This is a genomic window from Nakamurella sp. UYEF19 (genome assembly GCF_040546275.1).
In the GTDB taxonomy this organism is placed as follows: domain Bacteria; phylum Actinomycetota; class Actinomycetes; order Mycobacteriales; family Nakamurellaceae; genus Nakamurella.
In genome coordinates, this window is sequence record NZ_JBEPNO010000017.1 from 39,149 (window position 1) to 63,757 (window position 24,609).

A 24,609-nucleotide genomic window follows, 5' to 3' on the forward strand; every position below is an offset into this window, starting at 1 on the left:
ACCACTCACACCACTTTCCGTGGGTAGAACTCGGGCTCGGTGCTGGTGACCGACATCAGCGCGTAGACGGAACCGGCCTGGCCGGCCGCGCCACCGTGACGCCCGTCGGGTGTCAGCGCCAGCGTCCGCAACTCGGCGCGGAAATCATCGGGCAGCATCGCGGCCTCGGCGAGCATGGCTGCGCAGGCGGTCTCCGGATCGTCTCCGAGGGCCAGCCGTTCGACCACCGCCCGCGCTCCGATCGCCCGCATGCTGAGCTCTCCCCGGCCGGTGCAGGCGGCTCCCCCGTAGCGGAGGTCGCAGTAGTTGCCCGCACCGGCGATGGCCGAATCCCCCACTCTTCCAGGGTATTTGTACGGGTACCCGCTGGTCGAGACGCCGACCACCAATTCGCCGGACGCATCGAGGGCGAGCACGTTGATGGTTCCCCACGGTCCGTCGTGGGGCGACAGGCGCCGGACCAGATCCAGGGCGGCAACGCGGTAGGCGTCATCTCCGGCGCTGGAGCTGGTGTTCTCCCCCTCGACCGAATCGGAGCTCGGGGCCAGGGCCTCGCGCCACAGTCTCTTCGCCTCCTCGGTCAGCAGTTCTGCGGTGGCGAACCCGCATTCCTCGGCGAACAGCGCTGCGCCCTCTCCGACGAGAAGGGCGTGCTGCGGCAGCTTCTCGAGGACGGCCCGAGCCACCGAGATGGGATTCGGGTAGCCCTTCAGAGCGCCAACTGCGCCGAAGGCCCGGCTCGACCCCACCATGAGCGAGGCGTCGAGTTCGACCTCACCACGCGCGTTCGGCAGGCCGCCGGAGCCGACGTAGTGGTCCTCCAGGTTGTCCTCGCACCGCCGCAGGGCGGCTTCGACCGCATCGAGCGCAGACCCACCGGAGCGCAGGATCTCCATCGCGGCGGGCAGCCCGACCTCGCTCCGCTCGCTGCCCATCACCATCGGGTCGGTCAAGAGTTCATCTCCACATTCTTCCGGGCATTCGTTTCCTCGACGTGCCAGCAGGCTGCAGACCACGGCGGCATGCTGGCGCTGACCACGGACGAATTGGACCGAACGGTCGGAACCGGCAGCAGCCCAGGCTCTTCCGAGCACTTCGACATGGCGACGGTGCACCGCGGTCGGAACCGGCAGCCCGCCCCTTCACCCTCGATCGCATGCGCCGCATAGGGCGATTCGTCCGCGTCCGGCTCGCCGTCGACCACTGCCAGTGCATCCGCGGTGCCGATCGGCGCGATCTCCACGTGCGCCAACATCCGGGGAACCGAACTCAGCAGCAGCTGGGTGTAGGGGTGCTGGGGATGGTCGAAAACGTCGGCGGTGGGACCGGTTTCGACGATCTTGCCGCGGTACATCACCGCGATCCGGTCGCTGACCTGCCGGATCACCGCCATGTTGTGCGAGACGAAGACCATCGACAGGCCGAGGGTCTGCTTCAGATCGAGCAGCAGATTGATGATCGTCGCCTGGACCGAGACGTCGAGGGCCGACACGGGTTCATCGGCGATGAGCACGGTCGGCTCGAGCGCGAGGGCACGTGCGATGCCGATCCGCTGTCGCTGGCCACCGCTGAACTGGCGGGGCGTCCGCCCGAGCGCCTCGGGCGGCAGACCGACGAGTTCCATCAACTCGAGGCAGCGGGCCCTAACCCCGTCGCGAGGGACGATCTTGTGATAGCGCAACAGCTCTGCAAGGGTCTGGCCGACCGTCATCCGCGGGTTGAGCGAGCTGTACGGGTCCTGGAACACCATCTGCACCATCCGCCGTTGCGCCCGCGATGGCCGGCCGAAGACCGTCTCACCGGCATAGCGGACGGTGCCGGCGGTCGGCTGGTAGAGGCCCATGACGCATCGGCTCAGCGTGGACTTGCCGCAACCGGATTCCCCGACCAGCCCGAGGGTCTCACCGGCGGCCAGGGTCAGATCCACCCCGTCCACCGCCTTGACCACGTGCGGCGCAGTCCCGGTCAGACGGTCCGTCCAGGAGCGACTGGTGGTGAAGTGTTGGACCAGCCCCTCCAGCGACAGCACCTCCTCCCCGGCGGTGGTGGCCGGGTTCGTCCCGGAGACCTCCATGCCCGTGCTCACGCCTTGACCACCGAGACCATCGGTGCTGGCCGCTTCGACGCAGTGTGCACAGTGGATTCGACGGTGGATTCGACGAGCTTCGACCACTCCGCCCACTCCGGAGCGGTCTCCCAGCGCAGGCAGGCCGTGACGTGCGAGCCGTCGCGCAGGACCGGCACCAGCGGCGGGTCCTGCGTGGTGCATTCGGCAACCGCAAATGCACACCGGGGCGCGAACGAACACCCGTCGACCGTGGTGGTGAGGTCGGGCGGCTGCCCGGGGATGGTGATCAGCCGGTGGACCGGAGCATCCGGGTCGGGGACCGAACGCAGGAGCGCGTAGGTGTACGGATGGCGTGAATCCCGCAGCATGGTGCGGATCTCGCCGGATTCGACGACCCGCCCGGCGTACATGACGTAGACCCTGGAACAGGTCTGGCTGACCACGGCCAGGTCGTGGCTGACGAAGATCAGCCCGAGTTGCTTCTCCCGGCGCAGGGTCTCGATCACCTCGAGCACCTGGGCCTGGATGGTGACGTCCAGAGCGGTGGTGGGCTCGTCGGCCAGGATCAGTCGCGGATCGGTGGACAGCGCGATTGCGATGCAGATGCGCTGGCGCATCCCGCCGGACAGCTCGTGCGGATAGGCCCGGTAGCGGCGTTCCGGTTCCGGGATGCCCACCTGCTCCATCAGGTCGACGGCGCGGGCATGCGCTGCCGTGCGGGACATCCCGAGTTTCCGCCGCGGCACCTCGGCGATCTGTTCACCTACCCGCATCACCGGGTTCAGCGCGGTCAGCGAATCCTGGAAGACCATCGACACCGCGTCGGTCAACAGCTTCTGCCGCCGCGAGGCGGGCATTCCGGTGATGTCGACCCCGTCGAGCAGGATCGAGCCCCCGGTCACCTTCGCCGGCTGCGGCAGGAGACCGAGCAGGGCGCGCAGGGTGATGCTCTTGCCCGAGCCGGACTCCCCGACGATGCCGATCGCCTCACCGGGTTCGACCCGCAGCGATACTCCGCGGATGGCCCGCAGATTTCCGTGCGGCAGGGGGATCTCGACCTGCAGGTCACGGACTTCCATCAGCGCCGTCATCGCCGACCGAACCGTTCCACCAGGCCGTCGGCGACCAACGCGAGGGCCAGGCCGGTGATGACGACGGCCAGCCCGGGGATGGTCGCGAGGTACCACTGGGTCAGCAGGAACTGCTGTCCGTCGGAGATCATCGATCCCCAGTCCGGCGTCGGCGGCGGCACCCCGAGGCCGAGGTACCCGAGCGTGACGAGAGCCAGGATGGTCAGCACGATGTCGCTCATCGAGTAGACGACGGCCTGCAGCACCACATTGGGCAGCACATGCCGGAAGAGAATGCGCCAGGTGGGTAGGCCGCTGGCCCGGGCGGCGAGGGCGTACTCCTGCTCCTTGGCCACCAGCACCTCGCCGCGGACGATCCGGCAGTACGCCACCCACCCGACCAGGGTGATGGCCACGTAGACACTGCCGGTACCGGCACCCAGGGCGAACACGATGGCGATCACCAGGACGAAGAACGGGAAGGCGATGACGACGTCGACGATCCGCATGATGATCCAGTCGATCCAACCACCGAACCAGCCCGAGACGAGGCCGAGCACGGTCCCGATGATGAATGGGCTGATCACCGCCAGGAAACCCACCCGCAGGTCGACCCGCGCGCCGTACAGCAACCGGGACAACACATCTCGGCCGAGCGCATCGGTCCCGAGCAGGTGACCCGGAGTGCCCGGGGCAGATCTGGCGTTGACCAGGTCCTGCTGGATCGGGTCCCACGGAGTGAGCAACGGCGCGAAGATCGCCGCGAGCACGATCAATGCGAGGAGGCTGAGGCCGGCGACCAGCGGAACATTGCGCCGACGTCGGCGGGACCTCTTCGCCCGGGCGACGGTCGGGCCCTTCGCGGTCAGGGTCGTCATGCGAGCCGAACCCTCGGGTCGAGCGCCGCATGCGTCATGTCGGTCAGCAGATTGACCAGTACGACCATCACCGCGAACACCAGGGTGACGCCCTGGACGATCGGGAAGTCCCGGTTGAAGATCGCCGTCAGCATCAGGTACCCCACCCCGTTGAGCGCGAAGACCTTCTCGACCACCACGGTCGAGCCGATCAGATACGCGATGTTCACCCCCAGCACGGTGATGGACGAGATCGCCGCATTCCGGAGGGCATGGCCGAAGACGACCCGGCGACCGGTGAGACCCTTTGCCCGCGCAGTGGTCACGTAGTCGCTCTGCAACACATCGATCATGCTGGCCCGCAGGCTGCGCACCAGGATCGGCACCAGTGCGAGCGCCACGGTGATACCCGGCAGGACAATCGATTTCAGGTGGTTCTCGAAACCGTCGCCGAAGCCGGAGGCGGGAAACGCGCCGGCCTTGAGGGACAGCAGCAGGACCAGCATGATGCCGAGCCAGAACGCCGGCATGCCGAGACCGATCAACGGGATCGTCCGGATCGTGTTGTCGCCGAACCCATTTCGGTGGCTAGCGGCCCAGACCGCCAGAGGCACCGAGATGATCACCGCGAACAGCGCACCAGCGACGATCAGCCAGATCGTCGGTACCAGGTTCTGGAACACCAACGACGACACGCTCGACCGATACTGGTAGGACTCACCGAGATCACCGTGCAGCAGCTTGCCCAGGAACGAACCGTACTGCTTCCACAACGGAAGATCGAGTCCGAGTTGTTGGTGCAGTGCCGCAACGCCCTCGTCGGTGACGTGGGAGCCAAGGAGCGTGACGGCAGGATCGCCCGGCACGATCTTGAGCAGCAGGAACACCAGGAGGCTGATGCCGAACAACACCGGGATCAACGTGACAAGGCGCCGCAGGACGTACAGGAGATACTTCATCGCTCTGAGTCGCTCGTTCCGCCCTCTTCCACCAGGTCCACTACGCGAGCGAGACGACAGCCATGTCGTAGAGCCCGGTGGGCTTCACGAAGAAGTTCTGGACCGAGGTCCGGGTGGCGTAGGGGAACGGCTGGTAGAACAGCGGCGGGAGGAAGGCGTCCTCGGCCAGCAGCGCCTGCAGTTTCGTGTACAGCGCCTGACGGGCCGCGGTGTCGAACGTCTTCTGGGCCTGGGTGGCCAGGGACTGGGCAGCCGCGCTGTTGTAGTTGGTGTTGAACGAGTGCCCACCACCGGAGGGCAACACGGCGAACTGGACCAGTTCGTCGGGGTCGGGGATGTCCATCGTCCAGTAGGAGTGGCTGATGTCGTAGTTGGAGGCGTTCTGCAGATCATGGATGGCGCTGGGATCGCTGTTGGAGATGTCCATGGTGATGCCGAGTTCCTTCAGGGAGGCCTGCAGGATCTGGGCGATCTGGGAGTCGACCGAATCACCGGACGCGGCGAGATAGGTGATCTTGATGCCGGCGGGGAACTTGGACATCGCCAACTCGGCCTTCGCCTTGGTCATGTCGTAGGTCTGGCCGGGAGTGTTCTTGTCGTAGAAGGGCACCGTCGGCATGAACAGCGAGTTGGCCGGCGTGCCGTTGCCGAACAGCACCGTCTTGACCAGTGCCTCCCGATCGATCGCGTACGAGATCGCGCGACGGACGTGCACATCGTTGAAGGGCGCCCGCTTCTGGTTCATCAGGATGTAGTCGGTCCGCGTCGACGGGAAGAGGGTGACGGCGGCGCCGGCCACTCCCTTGAGCTGGTCGATGGTGGAGAAGGGCGGGTTCTCGTTGATCTGGGCCGTGTTGCCCTGGATCATCACGTTGCGGGTGTTGTCGTCCGGAACCACCTGCCAGGAAACGGAATCCAGGTAGGGCAGGCCCGTCCGCCAGTAGGCGGGGTTCTTCTTCAGGGTCAGCTTGCTGCCCTTGTTCCAGGTGTCCCAGACGTACGGGCCGGTCCCGATCGGCGAGGTGTAGAACGCCTTCTTCGCGCGGCCGCCGTACTTGTTGGGGACGATGCCGTTGCTCGGGCAGGCCAGGTCGGCCAACAACGGGGCCCACTGGTACTTGGTCTTGATGACGACCGTCGAGGCGTCGGGCGTGGTGATCTTCTCGATGGCCGAGTTGATGAATTCCCAGCCGCCCTTGGTCGAGCTGGCCTCGTCGAGCGAGAACTTCACGTCGGCCGAGGTCATCGGGGTCCCGTCGCTGAACTTCACGTCGGTCCGCAACTTGAACGTCCAGGTGAGCTTGTCCGCCGACTGGGTCCAGCTGGTGGCCAGCCACGGCTCGACCGACGTGCCGTCCTTGCTGCCGATCGTCAGGCCCTCCCAGATCTGGACGTAGACCCAGATCGAGGCATTGCTGAAGACCATGGTCTTGTCGAAGTCGACCGAGTCCTGCGCTCGCGCGATGATGACGTCGCCACCGTTCTTGCCGGCCGGCACCGCGGAACTGCCACTGGTGGCCGGGCTGCTGCTCGCGGCGCCGGTGCCGGCAGCACTGCTCGCGCTCGTCGCTCCGCCGGCAGCACTGCTGGGGGCGCTGCTGACACTGCTGCTGGTGGGCGTGCTGGTGTTGTTCGTTCCGCACGCAGCCAGGAAGGCGCTGACGCCGACCCCACCCAACCCGAGCGCACCCATGCGCAGGGCGTTGCGCCGGGTGATCTGGTGGGCAGCCATGGCTGCCGCCCGGGCTGCGGTCGTTCCGTTGTCGTCGATGTTCATCAGGATGCTCTCCTCGAAAGGTTCCCGGGCGCTCAGTATTTGCGGTGTACTGTATGCAATCGCCAGGCTAGTAGTGCAATTCTAGGGACGCAAGGACCACTCGGGGATCACCGGAAAGTTACATTCTCATTTCGCCGGGAGTAGTTGCGTCTCGTGCTTTCTGGACGGAGATCGTCGGAATGAAATTCACGATCATCGGCGCAGGCGCCATCGGAGGTACCGTCGGCGCGCACCTGGCCCGGGCCGGTCACGAAGTCCTGCTGTGCGACTCCGACGCCGATCACGTCGCCGCCATCAACGCGAGCGGCCTGCGGATCACCGGTCCGGTCGGCGAGTTCGCGGTACACATCCCGGCTGTCGAGCCCCAAGCCCTGCCGGACGTCCTGGACGGCGTTGTCATCGTGTCGGTCAAGACGCACCACACCCGTTCGGCCGCGGACCTGCTCCGCGGCCGGCTCGCCGCCGATGCCGTGGTGGTCTCGATGCAGAACGGTCTGACGGCCGAAGTTCTCGGTGACGCAGCCGGTCTCGATCGTCTGCTCGTCTGTTTCGTGAACTTCGGTGCCGACGTGATGGGCCCCGGCGTGATCCTGCAGGGCAACGTCGGGACCTTCCGGATCGGTGAGCTCGACGGAGCGATGACGGAACGACTGCAAACGATTGCGGAGGCGCTCCCATATGCCGAGGCGACGGACAGCATCCTGGGCCATCTGTGGTCGAAGGAGGCCTACGGATCGATGTTGTTCGCCGGGGCCGTCTCCGACCTCTCGATCGCCGATCACCTTGAACTGCCGCAGTATCGACCGCTGATGTTGGCGCTGGCGCGGGAGGTGCTGGCGCAGTCACCAGTCAGTCCCCTGCCCTTCGACGGTTTCGACCCAGACGACCTGGAAGGTTCACTCGCCCGCCTGGTGGTCTTCAACCGCGGGAGCGCCAAGTCCCACAGTGGCATCTACCGCGATCTCATGGTGCGCAGACGTCCGACGGAGGTGGGCGAGCAGATCGAGGTGCTGAATGGCCCCCTGACGCACTACGTCGCGGAGATCATCCGGGCCATCGAACGCGGCGAACGGACGTGCGAGGCGGCGAATCTCGATCTACTGGCGACCTACGAGAGGGCCGAACGGCTCGGACGTCCACTGAATGCCGTGAGCCGGATGATCAGTGCACCCAGACGCGCGCCGGGCGGGGCCCTGCACGGCATGGCAATCGCCGTGAAGGACATGATCGACGTCGCCGGATACCCTCGTGGGAACGGGAATCCGCAGGACATGGCGGGTCCGCCCGCCACCACCGATGCGCCGGTCGTCCTGGCGCTGCGCGAAGCCGGCGCCGACGTCTTCGCGCTCGCGGGTCTACTCGAATACGCGGCGGGCGCACCGCACGACGACCTTCCCGAGGCCCGGAACCCGGTTCGACCCGACCGCACTGCCGGCGGGTCGAGCGGTGGCTCGGCGGCTCTGGTCGGGGCCGGCGTGTGCCCGGCGGCCCTCGGCACCGACACCGGCGGCTCGATCCGGATCCCGGCGGCGTACTGCGGGGTCGTCGGCATCAAGCCGACCCACTCCCTGGTGCCCGAGACCGGCGTCACCCCACTGTCTCCGACCTTCGACCACGTCGGGGTCCTGGCCGATTCGGTGGCCACAGCGGCCAGCGTGCTGGGAGTGCTCACCGGGACGACCTACAACCTGAGCCCCCTGGGACGGCCACTGCGCCTCGGGTTGCTGGTCGACCAGATCGATGACCCCCGACTCGATCCCGAATTGCGGGACATCACCCTCGCTGCGGTGGACCGTCTGCGGCTCGCCGGTGCGGAGATCGTCGATCGTGACGGCGCTTCGCTGGCCCGACTCGAGAAACTGCTCGGGGATGTCTTGATGGTGGAGGCCTGGCAGGTCCACGGTGAGCGCGTGCGGGACGACCCGGATCACTACGGTGCGGCCACCCTTCGCCTGCTCCGGTCCGCGGCGGAGGTCACCGCGAAGCAGAGCACGGACGCGCTGGTCGAGCGGGCGGCACTGTTGCCGTCGGCGGCCGCGTTGCTCGATGGGGTCGACGTCCTCCTGGGTCCTGCGGTGCCCTATGCGGCCCCCGAGAACACACCGCCGATCGACACCCCCGACGGCGAGATCGAAGGCCTGTTCAGCGCCCCGTACAACGTCACCGGCCAACCGGCCCTCGTCCTTCCCTGCGGCCTGACCACCGATGGACTACCGGTGGCCCTGCAACTGGCCGCGTCGTTCGGCGACGACGCGGGTCTGTTGCGTACTGCCGCAGCGGTCGAAAAGGCCCTCGCTGCAACGCCTGCCTGAATTCTCCAGCTACGAGGGCCAGATCTTCCGCAGCGCGCGGAGGATGTTGCCGCCGAGTACCCGCGCGATGTCGTCATCGCCGTAGCCGTGCTTGACGAGCCAACCGGCGATGTGGTGGAAGTTCTCGACCGGGCTCTCCAGCCCGGCCACGTACTCGACCTCGGGGTGCTCCGGCGCACTTCCCCCCGACTGCATGGCCCCCGATAGCAGGTGGGCGAAAGTTGTATGCAATCCGACGTGGTCGCCGAAGAGGGTATCCGGACCGAACGCCACGTGCTCGATGCCGACCAGTTCGGCGATGTACTCGAAGTGATCCATCACCGAGTCGAGCGTGTGCCGTCGGTGTTCGTAGGAGATCGTCGTGTGCGGGGCCGCCGACATGCCGATCACCCCACCGGTTCCGGCGACGGCCCGCAGCACCGGATCCTGTTTGAGGCGCGGGATGTCCCACAACCGGCGGGCACCCGCGTGCGTCATCAGGACCGGCGCCTCCGCGACACCGCAGACGTCCAGACCGGTCCGGTCCGACGAGTGGGAGATGTCGATGGCCAGACCGACCGCGTTCATCCGCCCGACGGCCCGGCGGCCGAAGAGGGTCAGGCCGCCGTCGACCGGTTCGGACAGGCCACTGCCGAGGGCGTTGGAATCGCTGTAGGCGATGCCGATCTGGCGGAGGCCGAGCCCGAACAGGATGTCGAGTCGGTCCAACTCGTTCTCGATCGGCGTGGCCGCCTCGAGTCCGAAGACGAGCGCAACCTGGCCCTGCTCCTTCGCATCGAGGATGTCCTTGACGGTCCGGGCGACCGTGACGTGATGCTGATGGGCGAGGTCGGCCTGCCTCATCCCGAGGTCGGCGATGATGTCGTCCCAACGCCACGGTGCCTGGCCGGTGACGCAGGCGGTGCCGTCCATCATGTTGTCGAAGACGCAGGTCATACCCGACCGGCGTAGACCCTCGAAAGCCGTGTGCTGGCGCGCGGTCCGGTTGTAGGCGGGGGTGTTCGCCATGTCCCGGGGAAAGCGAACGGGATGATCGTGCAGGCTGATCACGACGTTCTGCGCCAGCAACCTCTCGGCCCGCTCTGCCTGCTCGGTGTCGAGGCCGAGGTCGTATTCCGGCACCCGGTCGAACTCGGGGTCGAGGTCGAACTCCGGCCGCTCGCCGGGCGGTAGGTAGGAGTACGACGTGTAGCCCGTCATCGCTCGGCCGCGGTTGATGACGTCGCCGGTGAGGTTGATGGGGACGGGGTGGGCAGGACGATCGGCGCCAGCCGGTGCTCACCGGCGGCGAGCAGTCGCAGCAAGCCCTCCCAGGCTTGCATGCCCTCCCGCAGCCGGGGGATCCGGAGGAACTCGTTCGGCGCATGCAGCAGTTCGTCCGCCGTGGAGAAAGAGAAGAACAGCGTCTTGGCGCCGAGTACTTCCTCGAAAAGCACGGTGGCAGGGAGGGTTCCGCCGATCCTGGCCAGCAGCACAGGTTGCCCGGGGTAGACCTCGGACAGGGCCTGACGGGCCGCCGCGATCGCCGGATGATCCGGCGGAATCGTATAGGCGGCGACCGCTCCCTTCTCGACAACGACCGCCACCCGGACACCGGGAACATCGACATCGGCCACATGTTTCTCGATGGCGACGGCCACGTGGGCCGGATCCTGCCCCGGCACCAGTCGACAGGTGAGGTGCGCCGAGGCACGATGCGGAATGACGGTGTACGGACCACCGCCGCTGATCCCGTTGATCTCGAGCGTCGGCCGCGTCCAGAGCCGTTGCAGCGTCGTGAGTCCCGGTTGCCCGAACAGCTCCGTCAGGCCCAGTTCCTCGCGGTAGTCGTCCTCGTCGAAGGCGACGGCAGCGATCTCGACCCTCTCCAGTTCGCCGAGCGGGGGGATGCCGTCGTCGAAGCCGGCGACGGCGATGCTGCCGTCGGCGTGGTGCAGGCCGGCCAGTATCCGGACCAGTGCGTGCACCGGATTGGCGACGGTACCCCCGTACCGGCCGGAGTGCAGGTCGCGGTTGGCGCCGGTGACCTCGATGTCCAGCGCCAGCAGGCCTTTCGACGCCACCGACAACGACGGCTCGGTCGGCCGCCACATCGCTCCGTCGGCGGAGATGACGAGATCGGCGGCGAATTCCTCCGCGTGCGACCGCACGTAGTCGGGCAGGTGTGGGCTGCCGATCTCCTCCTCGCCCTCGAAGAGGAATCGGACGTTGAGCGGGAGCGCACCCTCCTGCACGATGAACTGCCGCAGGACCTCGAGCGCGATGTAGACCGGCCCCTTGTCGTCGGTGACGCCACGCCCACGGAGCCGGCCGTCGGCCACCGACAGCTCGAACGGAGGCGTGATCCATTCCTCCAGGTCGCCCGTCGGCTGGACGTCGTAGTGGCCGTAGATCAGCACCGTCGGCGCGCCCGGTAAGCCCGTCCAGCCGCCGATCACCGCCGGATGGCCGCCGGTCTCGACGATCCGGGCGTCGGCGAAGTCGAGTTTGGCCAGGACCCAGCGGGCGGCCTCGAGCATGGTCTCGCGGGTGGCGTCGAGACTCACGCTGGGGATCGCGACGTACTCCGTGAGTTCCGCAATGTACCGGTCGTCGGCCGGCTCAAAAGAAAGCATGTCCACCATCGATCGAGATCGTCTGTCCGGTGACCCACGAGGCCAGATCGGAGGTGAACCACCGCACCCCGTCGGCGATGTCGGAGGCGCTCCCGAGGCGGCGCAGCGCGATGCTGTTCACCAACGAGGCCTGCCCGTCCTCGCCGTAGCTCTCCCACTGCTTCTGCGTGGTGGGGTTCGACAGCACGAATCCGGGAGCGATGCAGTTCACCGTGATGCCGAAGGGCCCCAGCTCGTGGGCCATCTGACGGGTGAACCCGATCTGGCCGGCCTTCGCGCTGGTGTAGGCCTGGATCCCGGTCAGGCTGACGCTGCGACCGGCCCCGGAGGAGATGTTGACGATCCGCCCCCACCCGGCGGCCTTCATCAGGGGTGCGACCGCGCGGGTGCAGTTGAAGGTGGAGGTGAGGTTGGCGTCGAACACCGCCTGCCAGGCGTCGTCGGTGACGTCCTCGATCGGCGTGTGCGTCTGGCCGACCACGCCGCCGGCGTTGTTGACCAGGATGTCCACGGCAGGCAACGCCTGGAAGAATGCCTTCACCGCAATGGAATCCGAGACGTCGACCTCGTCGCGGTCGATGCCGTTGACCTCCGCGCCCTCGTCGGACAGCGCCGCCGCGATTGCCGCTCCGATGCCATGGGCGGTGCCGGTGACGACGGCGACCCGTCCGGTGAGACCTGATCCGATCATGAGAAGGCCCACCCTGTCTCGAGCAGTTCGCGAACCTCGGCCACACCCGTCCGCCAGATCTCCGTCATGATCTCGTCCGGGAGTTCGTACGAGCCGCCGAAGCTTCCGTCGCCCAGCAACTCGCGGAGGTCCGCCGCTGACGACTGCGCGACCAGATCCCGGGAGGTGTGCGGTTTCGGCCCTTCCGGCATGGCCACACCGGGAAGTCTCGTCCACGGGAAATTCTCGAACCAGCCGCCGTGGGTCGGATCGGCCTCGTGGGATTCGGCGAGCGCGGCCACCTTGGGCGCTGCGTACCAACTCGTGAAGACGACCTGCATCCGGTGGTCGCGGGGTTCGCTGACCCATTCCCGGATCGCACCGAGCACCGGCGCGTTGCCGCCGTGGCCGTTGACCACGGCGATGCGCCGAAACCCCTGACCGGACAACGTGTCCAGCAGGTCACGGACGACCGCGACGTACGTCGTCATCCGGAGGGTGAGACTTCCGGGGAACGCGCTGAAGTACGGCGCCATGCCGAACGGGAGGACCGGCAGCACCGGTAGCCCGAGCGGTTCGGCTGCCTCGACGGCAACTCGTTCAGCGAGAATCGCGTCGGTGCCGAGGGAGAGCAGGCCATGCTGCTCGGTCGAGCCGATCGGCAGCACCACCCGGTCGTCGTGCTGGAGATAGTCCTGGACCTGCTGCCAGTTGAAGTCGAACAATCGCACCTGTTGAGCCTCCTTCCGAGAATGGACCGATCCGAACATCTACTGGTTTCCGAGCGCTACACCGCCGACGATTGCTTGGACGGCAGCCTCGACAGCAGTTTGATCAGCTCGGCGCGGCCGAACTCCAGCACCGCCGTTGCGACCCGCTCCGCCTCCGCTGCGTTGCGGGTCTCGATGGCGACCTGGATACCGCGATTGCGCCGCAGCGACTTCGTGAGGTAGTTCGGCGAACTGCGAACCAACAGATCCCAATATCTGAGCGAGGCCTGCCAGGACGATTCGGCGAACCCGAACAGCAGCCGGTTCGGGCACGCGTCCAACAGGTTCCAGTTGTAGTCCTTCAGCGCGAGCACGTATCCGGAGGTATCCCGATGCTCGGCCGCACCGCGCATCCGTGAGAAGATCTCCTTCAGCATCCGGGCCCGCCGGTCGTCCATGTCCTGCACTGCAAGTCCGCTGCACCGCGGTTCCAGCAGCAGCCGGCAGGCGTACAGGTCGGCGGCGTTCTCCAGGTCGAGTTCCGCGACGAACGCACCTCGTCGTGGTTCCACGATGATCAATCCCCCGCGGGAGAGCGCGCGCAGCGCCTCACGAACCGGCGACCGGCTGACACCCATCTGCTCGGCGAGGCTGGCCTCGGTGACCTTCTCCCCCGGTCCGATACGCCCTTCGAGAATACGATCGGTGATCCAGGCGGCCGCCGTGATCGCGATCGAGTCGTGGCTCAACCCGGGAAGCGCGGGGGCGCTCTCGATCATCGGTACCTCGCGATCTCGGGGTGCCTCGCAGATCATGGGTGCCTGCACACTCAGTGTTCCACGAGGTCCGTTGGTTCCATATGGTCTACTGCGTATTGTGTACCATCCGGGTCCCCCGGAGAACCCCTGCGGTGTTACATGTCTGGGAACAAGTTGATCTTCGGGCATCCGACATTCGCAGAATCCCGCACGACACCACCCCGACCAGGAGGCAGCACGATGACGAGGATCGACGGCAGGACCGCTGTGGTCACCGGCTCCGGAAACGGCATCGGCCGAGCCATCGCGTTGGCCCTGGCAGGTGCTGGGGCCAACGTCACGGTGTCGGACGTGTTGCCGGACGACGGTGAGCGAACGGTCCGCGAGATCACCGAAGCGGGTGGCTCGGCACTCTTCGTGCCGGCCGATGTCTCGGATGCCGACCAGGCCAGGAATCTGATCGCCGCCACCGTCGAGCGTTTCGGTGGCGTCCACATCCTGGCGAACAACGCCGGGATCGGCGGTGGGCAGCAGCGACTCCACGAGATCGAGCCGGACGACTTCGACCGGGTGATCGACGTCAACCTGCGCGGTACCTTCCTCTGCTCGAAGTTCGCCATTCCCCACTTCCTGGCACAGCGGGACGGGCGGATCATCAACACCGCGTCGACCTACGGACTCATCGGCGCACCGAAGGCCGCGGCGTACTGCGCGTCCAAGGCCGGCATCATCAACCTGACCCGGCAGATGGCTGTGGACTACGGGCCGGACGGCATCCGGGTGAACGCGATCTGCCCCGGCTACATCGACACGGGCCTCGGCCGGCGGGGCCCCCGGCTCAGCGCCGAGGAGTTCACCGCGGCCACCGCCATCCGCGAGAAGGCGGCCGGTATGCAGCCACTGGGCCGGCAGGGACAACCGGCCGAGGTCGGCGAGGTCGCACTCTTCCTGGCGTCCGACGCGTCGTCCTTCATGACCGGATCCATCGTCACCGTCGACGGTGGCTGCGTCACGACCTTCAACTACGGAGAGGCCAGCAACTAGCGGACGGCCTGCACGACGATTCCGTCAGCGTCGCTGACGACCTGATCTCCGGGACGAAAAGTGGCGCCCCCGAACGACACCGGCACGTCGCGCTCGCCGGCGCCGCCCTTGCCGCCCCGGCGGGGGGAGGCCGCCAGTGCCTTGACGCCCAGATCCAGGTCGGAGAGCACAGCGGTGTCGCGGACCGCGCCGTTGATGATCACGCCGGCCCAGCCGTGGTCGATCGCCAGTAGCGCCATCTGGTCGCCGAGCAGCGCGACCCGACTCGAACCGCCCCCGTCGACGACCAGCACCCCACCGTGCCCTGGTGTCCCGAGTATCGATCTCACCAGGAGGATGTCCTCGAAACACCTGACGGTGCTGACCATTCCGGCGAACGCGGCTCGCCGACCGTAGCTCCGGAAGGGGGTGTCGCAATACTCCAGGCTCTCGCCGCATTCATCCGACAGGTCCGCGGTTGACGTCGTCGACATCGGCACAACACTCCCTTGCTCGCACTGCTGCGCCCGGCCCTGTGCTGCGCGTTCGAAAGTGTTACATCCGGGCCAAGGAGAAACCGTCCCCGGTAGTTTCGCATGCGGGATCTCCAGACGCGCCGGTCAGGTTCCGAGGTGCCGGGCGGGGCGGCGCAACCCAGGCACCGCGCAATCTCGCCGGCCTGGCAGCATCGGGGGATGGACAGATTCAGCCGGCCGAAGCAGAGCAGCGGTTCGACGACCACCCGGCGCCGGGTCGGGGAAGCCCACCGATCGGACGGGGCCCGGTCATGAGGATCGCCGTCATCGGGGGATCGGGACACGTCGGTACGTTCCTGATCCCTCGACTCGTCCGGGCCGGCCACGATGTCGTCGTCCTCACCCGCGGACAGAGCAAGCCGTACCTGGAGGACCCGGCCTGGGACGTGGTCGAGCGGGTGGTCGTCGACCGCGCGGAGGCCGAGGCTGCGGGGACCTTCGGTGGACTCGTGGCGGCCCTGGACGCGGATGCGGTCGTCGACATGGTCTGCTTCACGGTGGGATCGGCTCTGGCACTGGTGGATTCGCTCCGGGGACGCACCGGGCACCTGGTGCACTGCGGGTCCATCTGGATGCACGGGCTCAGCCAACGGGTCCCCATACTGGAAGAGGACTCGCTTCCGCCCGTCGGCGAGTACGGCGTCCGGAAGGCGTTGATCGCCAAGGCCCTCCAGCAGGAGACGGCCGCCGGCGGACTCATCACCACCTCCATCCACCCCGGCCACATCAGCGGTCCGGGGTGGGCGCCCATCGGGCCCCTGGGAAATCTGGACCCGGAGGTCTGGCGGATCCTGGCCGCCGGGCTCGAACTCAGCATGCCCGGCCTCGGCACGGAGCTCATGAGCCATGTCCATGCCGACGACGTGGCCCAGCTCTTCGAGCTCGCACTGGCGAACCGAGAAGCTGCTGCTGGCCATGCCTTTCACGCCACGGCGGCCACCGCACTGACGGTCCGCGGTTTCGCCGCGGCGGCTGCCTCCTGGTTCGGGCAGGAGCCCCGTCTGCGATCCGTCAGCTGGGAGTCGTTCCGGAGCATCACCCCGGCCGAGTTCGCCGACCAGAGCTGGCAACACCTCTCCCGCAACCACCACGTCTCGATCGAGAAGGCCCGTCGACTGCTCGGCTACCAGCCGCAGCACGCGCCGGAGGACGCCGCCCGCACCGGTGTTGACTGGATGCTCGCCAACGGCCTGCTCTGATCGCCGGCCCCACGCCGGGTCTCCAGAACCCGATCAGGCGGTGGTGGGGAGCACGACGGCGACGTCGCCGTCGTCTGGGATTGCTCAGGTTCTTCGGGGCGGAGTAGCCGGAAAGCCGGCAACCAGGTCGGCGACCACCTGCGTGGCGGCGATGTCGTAGGTCGGAACCGTTGCGCCGATTTCATGGATCCTCGTGCCGGTTCCGGGCAGGACGGACAATCGGCCGAACGTCATCGCACCAGGAGTCACAACTGCGGAACCGATGCAGAGGCCAAGGCGGTCGCCGGGCATCACGGCACTCCCGAGCACCGACCGAAGTCGAGTTGTCGCGGTGCGCGACGGCCGCCGGAGTCAGCCTGTGACATCCGAGGATCAGCCGCTACCCCGCTGATGGGGGTCTCGGAACCCCCAAAACAGGGTGGGTGACTCCTGGCTTGCGTAGGGGCTACACACAGTCACTGAGTGGACATTTCTTACACCATCAGTCTATGGTTTCACCACCGTAAGTGGATTCTGCGGACAAACTGGACAAGGGTGGCCCGTTTGGACCAGTGTGAAGGAAACGAAGGGGACATCGATGTCCGTCAGCGCAATGGAACGCAGTCCAATCGAACGTAGAGCAGTCGACCGCAGCGATACCGACGGCCCAACCCCTCCGGCCAACGTTCACCCCGTCATCACCATTTTGATCATCGATGACCATCGCTCGTTCGCAGAATTGCTGGCGGCGGCCTTGAATACCATCCCGGGCATGCTGTGCATCGGAGTGGCGACGAGCGCTGCGAGCGGTATCTCGCGTGCAGCCGCACTGAAACCGAGCGTCGTGGTGATGGACCTCCACATGCCGGAGCAGGATGGGCTGTTCGCCACCCGTCGAATCCGAGACGTGGCCCCGGATTCCGTCATCGCCGTGGTGACGGCCTACACCGAACCCGAATGGATCTCCCGGGCCGCCCAGGCCGGGGCCTCCGCCTTCATCCCCAAGGGCGGATCACTGACCGAGATGATCGACGTCCTGACCCGGGTGAGGGCGGGGCAGATGCTCGTGGCGCCCTCCACCTTCAACACCCCGGCCCGGGCGTCACGCATCCAGCAGGATGCCACTGCCGTCGCCCTGACCCATCGCGAGCTCGAGGTGATCACGTACCTAGGTCGTGGTGTCCAAACCGAAGCGATCGCAAGGGTTCTCGGAGTCAGCGTGCACACCTGCCGTGGCTACATGAAGTCCCTGCACACCAAACTCGGTGTCGCTACCCAACTCGAGGCAGTGATCAAGGCCCAGAGACTCGGCATCATCGGAGTTCCAGGTGGTCACGGAGATCATGACCGACGGTAGAGGCGTTGCCCTCGGTCGGCTCTCCCGGGATCCGAGCGGCGCGTACCGTGCCACGGATGCGCGCTAGCCGCCCGCAGGGCGTCGGACGGCACATCACCGTCCGGCGACAGCTGTTGATCTTCTTCACGGTCGCAGCGGTGACCCTGTGCGTCCTTGGATTCGGCGCCATCGTGGCCAGTCGGTCGGTGGCGCAGCACCAGGCCTTCGGAGATGCGGAGCGGATGACCAGCAGGCTCGCGGACTACGTGGTGGCACCGCTGCTGCCCATGGCATTCGAGACCCGATCCGACCAGCGGCGCGATCTGGACCTGGCGATCGCGGACCGGCTGCGAGACGGGTACCTGGTGGAACTGCTCGCCTGGGATCGGACCGGGAAGGTCTTGTGGGCCAGTGATCCCGACGATGTGGGGCGAACGTTCACGGTGCCCGACGAGGTCCTGGCCGCGATCGATGGCGGTGTGGTGAGCTCGGACTTCACCCAGGCGGCCGAGGTGGGCCATCCGGGGCTCAGTCCGTCGAACGAGGGACTCGTCGAGGTCTACGTACCCTTTCCCGACGGCGAGCACCCGGCCCTGGCCCTGGAGGCGTACTTCGACTATGCCCGTGTCAACGCCACGGCCGACCTGATCCTGCGGCAGATGCTGCCCCTGGTGTTGATACCGCTCCTGTTGTTGCAGATCATCCAGGTTCCCATCGCCATCTCGTTGGCACGACGAGTCCGCCGGCAGCAGGTCGAACGCAGTGCCCTGCTGGAGCGGACGCTGATTGTTTCGGAGCAGGAGCGGATCCGGATCGCAGCCGACCTGCACGACGGCCCGATCCAGGATCTGGCCGGCATCGGCTATGGGCTGGGTGCCGTCACCCGAGCCGTTCCGGCGGAACACCAGGCACTGCTGGAGACGATGCAGGACACGACCCAGCAGGCGATCGAATCGTTGCGTCGGATGATGATCGACCTCTACCCGCCGGATCTGGGAGCAGCGCAACTGCCGCAGACCATCGCCGACCTGGCGATACCGCTGCGAGCCCGCGGCATCCTCGTCGACGTCAGCGCCCAGTCGGTCCCGGAGGACCTGGCCGGTCAGGTGGTCACGACCCTGTTCCGGGTAGGCCGGGAGGTGCTGGCCAACGTGGCCGAACACGCCAGAGCAACCCAGGTCCGCGTCGTGCTCAAGATGGAAACCGTCGACGAGCATCATCCTGTCGTGCGGCTCGACATCATCGACAACGGCATCGGGATCGACCACGGCCGTCTGGACCGGCGAGCCGAAGGCCACCTCGGCCTTCGACTCCTCCGCGACCGCCTTTTCGAGCAAGGCGGAAGCCTGACCTTCGTCGTGGGGCCCGACGGCGGAACCGCCGTCAGCGCAGTACTACCCGCCACCAGGTCGCCACTGATCGACGCTCACGCCTCGTCGTCCTGACCGTGCCGACAGGAGCCGAGAAACCTTGACGGCCCGGGCAGGCTTCGCGAACCGGCGTCAGCCGATGGCCTGGAGCGGGACGGCGGCGGGACGGTCGACGGTGCTCCGGATGGCCTCGGCCTGTCCGGTCCGGGTGGCGTGCAGGAGCGATTCCATGATGTCGAGGACGTGGAAGGCCAGTGCCGCGCCTGCTCTCGGCGACTCCCCGGTCGGGGTGGCGGCCAGGTCGGCGATCCCGACACCACGACTGGCGTCCAGGTATCCCGCAGACACTGGCAGCGTCCTCCACTCCTTGCTCTCCAGCGTCCGGAGCTGTACATCACCCTCGAAGTGATTGGGGTCAGGGACCGCGAGAGTGCCAACTTCGCCATGGATCTCGATGTTCGACGACCGGGTGCCGACCGCGTCGAAGCTCATCACGACGGTGGACAGGACCCCCGAAGCGTGGGTCAGGACTCCGGTGACGTGCGTATCGATGTCCACCGGGAAGCTCTGCCCCGCACGCGGTCCGGAACCGATCGTCCGGATCGACCGGGTACGGCTGGCCACCCCGATCACCGAGGTGACCGGGCCGAGCAGGGTGGTCAACGCGGTCACGTAGTAGGGCCCCATGTCCAGCAGCGGGCCGCCACCCGGCTGGTAGTAGAAGTCCGGGTTGGGATGCCATCGTTCGTGCCCCGGTACGACCATCGTCGCCGTCGCGGCGATGGGCCGGCCGACGAGGTTGTCGTCGATCGCCTTGCGGGCGGTCTGGATCCCGGTGCCGAGGACGGTGTCGGGAGCGCACCCGACCAATACCTCGGCCTCGGTGGCCGCGTTCAGCACCTCGATGGCCTCGGCTACGTTCAGGGCGAGCGGCTTCTCCCCGTACACGGCCTTGCCGGCAGCGATGGCGCGCAGGGCGATGTCGGCGTGCGCCGCCGGGATCGTCAGATTCAGCACCAGGTCTACGTTCTCGTCGGCCAACAGCTCCTCGACCGTGCACGCTCGGACGCCGGGTCGTTGCTCCGCAACGCCTGTCGCCAGCGCCGGGTTCAGATCCGCCGCGGCCACCAGTTCGACCGAACCGAGCTTGTCGAGGGTCTGCAGGTACTGCGCACTGATGGTCCCGAGGCCGACGATGCCGATCCTCAGCGGCTCGCCCACAACATGCCTCTCTCGATGATCGACGCGACGGTGGGGTCCTCGAGGATCTCCACGCGGTGGCCCGCGGTGGTGACGAAGATACGGCCCTGACCCCACTGCCTGGTCCAGATCGCCGGTGAGATCACTGGTCTCGTCCACGGATCCCAGGCACGGACCTGCTGGGTGGTGGTGGCGAGTACGTCGATGTAGGAGTCGCAGAGGACCCAGTACTGCTCGGTGGTCAGCTCGAAATCAACGATGCCGGCCGTGATCGGATGGTCGGCGGCGGCCGGCAGCATGTTGATCGTGTACGGCACGTAGTTGTCGGACTGTTCGCCGGTCAGCTCGTCAGGATGCTTGCCCGGATGGCAGGCGAACTGCCCGCCGATGAAGTGCAGGTAGTCGGAACTGTTGCGGTAGGAATCGGCGATGCCGCCGTGCCAGCCGGCCAGGCCGGTGCCGGCCTCGACCGCCCCCATCAGCCCGGCCAACTCCTCCTTCTCGATGGTGGACATCGTCATGCACTGCACGATGAGGTCGACCCCGCCCATGTAGTCCGAGTCGGCGTAGACCTTCGGCGAATCCTCGACCCGCAGGTCGTAGCCGGCATCGCGGAGGTACGGGAGGAACAGGTCGGTGGCTTCCACCGGTTGGTGACCGTCCCAGCCACCACGGACCACCAGAGCATTCTTGAGAGCAGACAACGTTTTTCCTCAGTTCTTCAAGGCTGGGCCGACCCGTGTCAGACCCTCGATCGTCAGGCCCATGGTCATCCGACCCCCGGGCCCTACTTGCTGAAGCCGGCCGTCAGGCCGCTGAGCAGCTGACGACGACCGATGGCGTAGAGCACCAGGATCGGCAGGGTGGTCAGCACGACGGACGCCAGGACCGCGGGCACGTTGACACCGTACTGACCCTGGAAGGTCCAGAGTGCCAGCGGCAGTGTGCGTTTGCTCGGGCTCTGGGTGAGGATCAGCGGAAGCAGGAACCCGTTCCAGACGCCGAGGCCGTTGTAGACGGCCACGGTGACCAGGGCCGGGCGGGTCAGCGGCAGCGCCAACCGGATCATCGTCGTCCACTCGCTGGCCCCATCGACCCGCATAGATTCGAACAGTTCCTTCGGCACGTCGCGGATGAAGTTCGAGAGCACCAGGACGGACAGCGGAATGGCGAACGCGATGGACGGCAGGATGATGGCCAGCAGGCTGTCGTAGAGCTTGAGCTTGATGATGATCAGGTAGACCGGAATGATGGTTGCCTGCAACGGGATCGCGAGGCCCATGAGGAACAGCCAGTTCACCGACCTGAGGAACAGACTGCTGCCCCGGACGATGGCGAACGCCGCCATGAAGGAGATCAGCAGGGTGGGCACGATGGTCCCGACCGTCACGATCACGCTGTTGATGAAGTACCCGGCGAAGTCCGATTTGATGACGAGTTGGTAGTTCGACAGCGTCGGGGAGGTCGGCAGCGCCAACGGATTCGTCGCATAGTAGTTCGCCTGGGTCTTCAGGCTGGTGACGACGATCCAGTAGATCGGCAGCACCACGATGAACAACCAGATCCAACCCCCGAAGCCGGCCAGCCAGTTGCGGCCGTGCCGACGCTGGTTCCGACGCTTCTTCGGGCGAACCTCGGGCCGGTGTTCGACCGGGGTGGTCAGGGTGTCGGCCATCTCAGGCACCTTCCAGCTGGCTGTCGGTCGACCCGCCGCCGCCGACACGGCGCAGCAGCAGGGCAAGGGCAAGTCCGACGAGGACGAGGATCATGGCGATCGCGCTCGCCGGCCCCATCAGGTTTGCCTGAAAACCGGTGGAGTACATGTCGAGGGCGAGCACGCGGGTGGCGTCTCCGGGACCGCCGGCGGTCATCACGAAGATCAGGTCGAAGAAGGTCAGCGATCCGACCACCATCAACGTCGAGGACGTGACGATCGTGTACTTGAGCTGCGGAAGCGTGATGCTCCAGAACTGGCGGATCCGTCCGGCACCCTCGATCTCCGAGGACTCGTACATCGATTTCGGGATCTGTCGCACTGCCCCCTGATAGATGAGCGAGTGGAACGGGATGAACTGCCAGGACACCACGAAGATGATGACACCGAGCGCCAACTTGTCCACCCCCAGCCAATCCTGACTGAGGAAGTCGATGTGCAATCCAGCCCCGAGGCCGAAATTGGGATCCAACAACGCTTTGAAGGTGATGGCGATGGCCGCCGAGCTGAGCAGCACCGGGATGAAGAACATGATGGCGAGAAATGCCCGATAGCGCTCCTGGCCGGCGAGAAAAACACCGATGAGAATGCTGGCCGGCGTCTGCACGGCCCAGGACAGCACCATCACCAAAAAGGTCACGAACAGCGTATGAGGCAGGCCCGGGTCGCTGAGCACCGCCCGCCAGCTGTTGAGACCGTCCGGGTGGATAGCCCCGATGCCGTCCCACTGGGTGAAGCTCAGGCCGAGCACACCGAACAGCGGGATCAGGCCGAAGGCGGTGAAGACCACCAGGGCGGGAATGGCCATCCACGCGACCGAGCCGGCGCTGCCGGTCCGCCGGGAACCCCGTCGTTTCTCCGGGGTTCCCGCGCGCGGAGCTGACCGCGCGAGCGTGCTCACGTGCCGATGACCTTATTCAGGTTGTCGGCGAACTGTTGCGGCGAGACCGAGAGCTGGAAGAGCTTGGCGATGTTGTCCAGCAACGTCTCCGCAGCCGTCGGACTTAATGCCTGGTCCCAGGACTGGGCAAAGGTCTTGGCATTGCTGGAGACGCCGTAGATGAATTTCAGCCATTCGGCATCCTTCGACCCGGCGAGCAGTTTGTCGGTGCCGTTGACGATCGGAATCGAACCGGAGGCAACCCATTCCTTGTTCTCGGCATCGGAGAGCACCGCCGTCGTGAAGAACTTCTTCGCGATCGCCTTCTGGTCGGCGGTGGCCTTCGAGGAGATCGACAGGTACTGGCCAGGGTTTCCGACGGTATCGGTCGGGTCGCCCTTGCCGCCGTCCACCGGGGGGAAGTTCATGTAGCCGAGGTGGCCGCCCGAGACGAAGTCGCCACCATCGGTCGACATGCTCCCGTAGGTCCACGAGCCGTGCAGCATCATGGCGGCCTTGCCTGTGTAGAGCAGCGCCTGGTCAGCGTTCGAGTCGGCGGTGATCGAGGAGAATCCCTTGATGAAGCCATTGGCCTTGATCAGCGTCTGCATCTGGGTGAGGGCCTGGATCGCGAGCGGGTTGGACCACGCGTTCTTCTCGCCGTTGAACACGGCCTGGAACACCTCGCCGCCACCGATGCGATCGAACAGGAACTCGAGCCACATCATGTTCGTCCACCGGGACTGACCGCCGAGGGAGAACGGAGCGATGCCCTTGGCGTTGAACTTGGGCACGAGATCCATGATGTCGCCCCAGGTCTGCGGGGGCTTGGCGCCGATCTTGTCGAACAGGGTCTTGTTGTAGTAGAGGACGATCGGCTGGACGGTCTCGCACGGCAGGGCGTACACCTTGCCGCCGACCGTTGCCGCACCGAACGAGGAGGGGAACAGCCGACTCTTGACGGCCGGGTTCTCGGAGAAGTAGCTGGTGAGGTCCTCGACCTGGCCGGCGTCGACGTAGCTCTTCAGGCCGCCGCCACCCCAGCCCCAGATGACCGTCGGGGCCTGGCCGGCGCCGATAGCGGTCTTGATCTTCGTCTTGTAGGCATCGTTCTGGAACGTCGTCGGCTGGATCTGGGTGGTCGGGTTCGCCGTGTTGAAGCGCTTGACGGTGTTCGTCCGGATGCCCTCCCCCGGCTGACCCGTGAGGTACCAGTAGCTGGCGGTTCCGGTGGCGGCCCCGCCACCGGCACCCGCCGAGGCTGCCGCTCCGCCGGTACCGGCGGCGGACGGTCCGGAGGTGCCGCCACAGGCGGACAGGAGGCCGGCTCCGGCACCGGCGAGAGCCAGCGTCAGGAAGCTACGGCGGGACGTGAGGTTCGAATCCATGAGTGATCTCCCTGCTTGGACGGGGGCCAAGGCCTCGCCGCGGCGGTCTGCGTTGATCGCAAACGGAACACTAGGTTTCGAGGTAGGTGCTGTCAATGGTTTCCACGTTTCGACATCGAATGGCCGATTGCCCTCACAGCTAGAGCCTTTTAGCATCACTACCAGCCACTCTGAGTTCGAAACTTTTC

Annotated in this window: 23 protein-coding genes; 5 read left to right on the forward strand and 18 right to left on the reverse strand. The window is 66.5% G+C overall.

Annotated elements, in window-relative coordinates:
- Positions 1-5 precede the first annotated feature (5 nt).
- From ABIB25_RS20145 to ABIB25_RS20170, 6 genes are read right to left on the reverse strand one after another with little or no spacing between them, the layout of a single operon-like run.
- Positions 6-953 (reverse strand): glycosylasparaginase, encoded by a 948-nt coding sequence (locus ABIB25_RS20145; protein WP_354530308.1) that lies wholly within the window; start codon positions 951-953, stop codon positions 6-8.
- Positions 950-2,086: an ABC transporter ATP-binding protein gene (locus ABIB25_RS20150; RefSeq protein WP_354530309.1), complete on the reverse strand. Its 1,137-nt coding sequence runs from the start codon at positions 2,084-2,086 to the stop codon at positions 950-952. The genes ABIB25_RS20145 and ABIB25_RS20150 overlap by 4 nt, the downstream gene beginning before the upstream one ends.
- On the reverse strand, positions 2,083-3,159 hold the full coding sequence (locus ABIB25_RS20155; protein WP_354530310.1) for an ABC transporter ATP-binding protein: 1,077 nt from the start codon (positions 3,157-3,159) through the stop codon (positions 2,083-2,085). Before ABIB25_RS20155 ends, ABIB25_RS20150 begins: the two co-directional genes overlap by 4 nt.
- Complete coding sequence (locus ABIB25_RS20160) at positions 3,156-4,016, reverse strand: ABC transporter permease (RefSeq protein WP_354530311.1); 861 nt, start codon at positions 4,014-4,016, stop codon at positions 3,156-3,158. The genes ABIB25_RS20155 and ABIB25_RS20160 overlap by 4 nt, the downstream gene beginning before the upstream one ends.
- Entirely contained in the window at positions 4,013-4,954 is a 942-nt protein-coding gene (locus tag ABIB25_RS20165; RefSeq protein ID WP_354530312.1) for an ABC transporter permease, read from the reverse strand. The genes ABIB25_RS20160 and ABIB25_RS20165 overlap by 4 nt, the downstream gene beginning before the upstream one ends.
- 40 nt (positions 4,955-4,994) lie before the next feature.
- Positions 4,995-6,731, reverse strand: coding sequence for an ABC transporter substrate-binding protein (locus tag ABIB25_RS20170; protein WP_354530313.1), 1,737 nt, complete (start codon positions 6,729-6,731; stop codon positions 4,995-4,997).
- Between the two features lie 179 nt (positions 6,732-6,910).
- Between ABIB25_RS20170 and ABIB25_RS20175 the strand changes: the two genes are divergently transcribed.
- Positions 6,911-9,043, forward strand: coding sequence for an amidase family protein (locus tag ABIB25_RS20175; RefSeq protein WP_354530314.1), 2,133 nt, complete (start codon positions 6,911-6,913; stop codon positions 9,041-9,043).
- 9 nt (positions 9,044-9,052) lie between these two features.
- Here the strand turns inward: ABIB25_RS20175 and ABIB25_RS20180 are convergent, their stop codons facing one another.
- Genes ABIB25_RS20180 through ABIB25_RS20200 form a run of 5 tightly spaced genes read right to left on the reverse strand, consistent with a single transcriptional unit; the run spans position 9,053 to position 13,817 of the window.
- Positions 9,053-10,243 (reverse strand): dipeptidase, encoded by a 1,191-nt coding sequence (locus ABIB25_RS20180; protein ID WP_354530315.1) that lies wholly within the window; start codon positions 10,241-10,243, stop codon positions 9,053-9,055.
- Complete coding sequence (locus ABIB25_RS20185; protein ID WP_354530316.1) at positions 10,240-11,658, reverse strand: M20/M25/M40 family metallo-hydrolase; 1,419 nt, start codon at positions 11,656-11,658, stop codon at positions 10,240-10,242. The genes ABIB25_RS20180 and ABIB25_RS20185 overlap by 4 nt, the downstream gene beginning before the upstream one ends.
- Complete coding sequence (locus tag ABIB25_RS20190; protein WP_354530317.1) at positions 11,645-12,349, reverse strand: SDR family NAD(P)-dependent oxidoreductase; 705 nt, start codon at positions 12,347-12,349, stop codon at positions 11,645-11,647. Before ABIB25_RS20190 ends, ABIB25_RS20185 begins: the two co-directional genes overlap by 14 nt.
- Complete coding sequence (locus tag ABIB25_RS20195) at positions 12,346-13,059, reverse strand: creatininase family protein (protein ID WP_354530318.1); 714 nt, start codon at positions 13,057-13,059, stop codon at positions 12,346-12,348. Before ABIB25_RS20195 ends, ABIB25_RS20190 begins: the two co-directional genes overlap by 4 nt.
- A gap of 56 nt (positions 13,060-13,115) precedes the next feature.
- Positions 13,116-13,817, reverse strand: coding sequence for a GntR family transcriptional regulator (locus ABIB25_RS20200; protein WP_354530319.1), 702 nt, complete (start codon positions 13,815-13,817; stop codon positions 13,116-13,118).
- A 219-nt stretch (positions 13,818-14,036) separates the two neighbouring features.
- Here ABIB25_RS20200 and ABIB25_RS20205 point away from each other — a divergent pair, with 219 nt between their 5' ends.
- Complete coding sequence (locus ABIB25_RS20205; RefSeq protein ID WP_354530320.1) at positions 14,037-14,840, forward strand: SDR family NAD(P)-dependent oxidoreductase; 804 nt, start codon at positions 14,037-14,039, stop codon at positions 14,838-14,840.
- Here the strand turns inward: ABIB25_RS20205 and rraA are convergent.
- A complete protein-coding gene (rraA, locus tag ABIB25_RS20210; RefSeq protein WP_354530321.1) occupies positions 14,837-15,313 on the reverse strand; it encodes a ribonuclease E activity regulator RraA in 477 nt (158 codons plus the stop codon). The two genes, ABIB25_RS20205 and rraA, sit on opposite strands and share 4 nt — an antisense overlap.
- Before the next feature lie 293 nt (positions 15,314-15,606).
- Between rraA and ABIB25_RS20215 the strand changes: the two genes are divergently transcribed.
- A complete protein-coding gene (locus ABIB25_RS20215) occupies positions 15,607-16,554 on the forward strand; it encodes an NAD-dependent epimerase/dehydratase family protein (protein ID WP_354530322.1) in 948 nt (315 codons plus the stop codon).
- Positions 16,555-16,638: 84 nt separating this feature from the next.
- Here ABIB25_RS20215 and ABIB25_RS20220 read toward each other — a convergent pair whose 3' ends face one another.
- Positions 16,639-16,788, reverse strand: coding sequence for a hypothetical protein (locus ABIB25_RS20220; protein WP_354530323.1), 150 nt, complete (start codon positions 16,786-16,788; stop codon positions 16,639-16,641).
- 358 nt (positions 16,789-17,146) lie between these two features.
- Between ABIB25_RS20220 and ABIB25_RS20225 the strand changes: the two genes are divergently transcribed.
- Positions 17,147-17,890, forward strand: a complete 744-nt coding sequence (locus tag ABIB25_RS20225) for a response regulator (RefSeq protein WP_354530371.1) — start codon at positions 17,147-17,149, stop codon at positions 17,888-17,890.
- Between the two features lie 56 nt (positions 17,891-17,946).
- Positions 17,947-19,314 (forward strand): sensor histidine kinase, encoded by a 1,368-nt coding sequence (locus tag ABIB25_RS20230; protein WP_354530324.1) that lies wholly within the window; start codon positions 17,947-17,949, stop codon positions 19,312-19,314.
- Between the two features lie 57 nt (positions 19,315-19,371).
- Here the strand turns inward: ABIB25_RS20230 and ABIB25_RS20235 are convergent, their stop codons facing one another.
- The 5 genes from ABIB25_RS20235 to ABIB25_RS20255 all read right to left on the reverse strand — a co-directional run bounded on the left by ABIB25_RS20235 (position 19,372) and on the right by ABIB25_RS20255 (position 24,421).
- A complete protein-coding gene (locus ABIB25_RS20235; protein ID WP_354530325.1) occupies positions 19,372-20,460 on the reverse strand; it encodes a Gfo/Idh/MocA family protein in 1,089 nt (362 codons plus the stop codon).
- A complete protein-coding gene (locus tag ABIB25_RS20240) occupies positions 20,445-21,143 on the reverse strand; it encodes a ThuA domain-containing protein (protein ID WP_354530326.1) in 699 nt (232 codons plus the stop codon). The genes ABIB25_RS20235 and ABIB25_RS20240 overlap by 16 nt, the downstream gene beginning before the upstream one ends.
- A gap of 83 nt (positions 21,144-21,226) precedes the next feature.
- A complete protein-coding gene (locus ABIB25_RS20245; protein WP_354530327.1) occupies positions 21,227-22,114 on the reverse strand; it encodes a carbohydrate ABC transporter permease in 888 nt (295 codons plus the stop codon).
- A 1-nt stretch (position 22,115) separates the two neighbouring features.
- Positions 22,116-22,961: a carbohydrate ABC transporter permease gene (locus tag ABIB25_RS20250; protein WP_354530372.1), complete on the reverse strand. Its 846-nt coding sequence runs from the start codon at positions 22,959-22,961 to the stop codon at positions 22,116-22,118.
- An 89-nt stretch (positions 22,962-23,050) separates the two neighbouring features.
- Positions 23,051-24,421, reverse strand: a complete 1,371-nt coding sequence (locus ABIB25_RS20255) for an extracellular solute-binding protein (RefSeq protein ID WP_354530328.1) — start codon at positions 24,419-24,421, stop codon at positions 23,051-23,053.
- Positions 24,422-24,609 lie beyond the last annotated feature (188 nt).

Excerpts from the sequence above, each read along its gene's own strand:
- ABIB25_RS20205 (WP_354530320.1), top strand. The coding sequence starts at position 14,037 with ATGACGAGGATCGACGGCAGGACCGCTGTGGTCACCGGCTCCGGAAAC.
- ABIB25_RS20220 (WP_354530323.1), bottom strand. The coding sequence starts at position 16,788 with ATGACGTTCGGCCGATTGTCCGTCCTGCCCGGAACCGGCACGAGGATC.
- ABIB25_RS20175 (WP_354530314.1), top strand. The coding sequence starts at position 6,911 with ATGAAATTCACGATCATCGGCGCAGGCGCCATCGGAGGTACCGTCGGC.
- ABIB25_RS20245 (WP_354530327.1), bottom strand. The coding sequence starts at position 22,114 with ATGGCCGACACCCTGACCACCCCGGTCGAACACCGGCCCGAGGTTCGC.
- ABIB25_RS20190 (WP_354530317.1), bottom strand. The coding sequence starts at position 12,349 with ATGATCGGATCAGGTCTCACCGGACGGGTCGCCGTCGTCACCGGCACC.
- ABIB25_RS20170 (WP_354530313.1), bottom strand. The coding sequence starts at position 6,731 with ATGAACATCGACGACAACGGAACGACCGCAGCCCGGGCGGCAGCCATG.
- ABIB25_RS20165 (WP_354530312.1), bottom strand. The coding sequence starts at position 4,954 with ATGAAGTATCTCCTGTACGTCCTGCGGCGCCTTGTCACGTTGATCCCG.
- ABIB25_RS20250 (WP_354530372.1), bottom strand. The coding sequence starts at position 22,961 with ATGGCCATTCCCGCCCTGGTGGTCTTCACCGCCTTCGGCCTGATCCCG.
- ABIB25_RS20225 (WP_354530371.1), top strand. The coding sequence starts at position 17,147 with ATGGAACGCAGTCCAATCGAACGTAGAGCAGTCGACCGCAGCGATACC.
- ABIB25_RS20180 (WP_354530315.1), bottom strand. The coding sequence starts at position 10,243 with ATGACGGGCTACACGTCGTACTCCTACCTACCGCCCGGCGAGCGGCCG.
- rraA (WP_354530321.1), bottom strand. The coding sequence starts at position 15,313 with ATGTCGACGACGTCAACCGCGGACCTGTCGGATGAATGCGGCGAGAGC.
- ABIB25_RS20230 (WP_354530324.1), top strand. The coding sequence starts at position 17,947 with ATGCGCGCTAGCCGCCCGCAGGGCGTCGGACGGCACATCACCGTCCGG.
- ABIB25_RS20255 (WP_354530328.1), bottom strand. The coding sequence starts at position 24,421 with ATGGATTCGAACCTCACGTCCCGCCGTAGCTTCCTGACGCTGGCTCTC.
- ABIB25_RS20200 (WP_354530319.1), bottom strand. The coding sequence starts at position 13,817 with ATGATCGAGAGCGCCCCCGCGCTTCCCGGGTTGAGCCACGACTCGATC.
- ABIB25_RS20185 (WP_354530316.1), bottom strand. The coding sequence starts at position 11,658 with ATGCTTTCTTTTGAGCCGGCCGACGACCGGTACATTGCGGAACTCACG.
- ABIB25_RS20155 (WP_354530310.1), bottom strand. The coding sequence starts at position 3,159 with ATGACGGCGCTGATGGAAGTCCGTGACCTGCAGGTCGAGATCCCCCTG.
- ABIB25_RS20160 (WP_354530311.1), bottom strand. The coding sequence starts at position 4,016 with ATGACGACCCTGACCGCGAAGGGCCCGACCGTCGCCCGGGCGAAGAGG.
- ABIB25_RS20215 (WP_354530322.1), top strand. The coding sequence starts at position 15,607 with ATGAGGATCGCCGTCATCGGGGGATCGGGACACGTCGGTACGTTCCTG.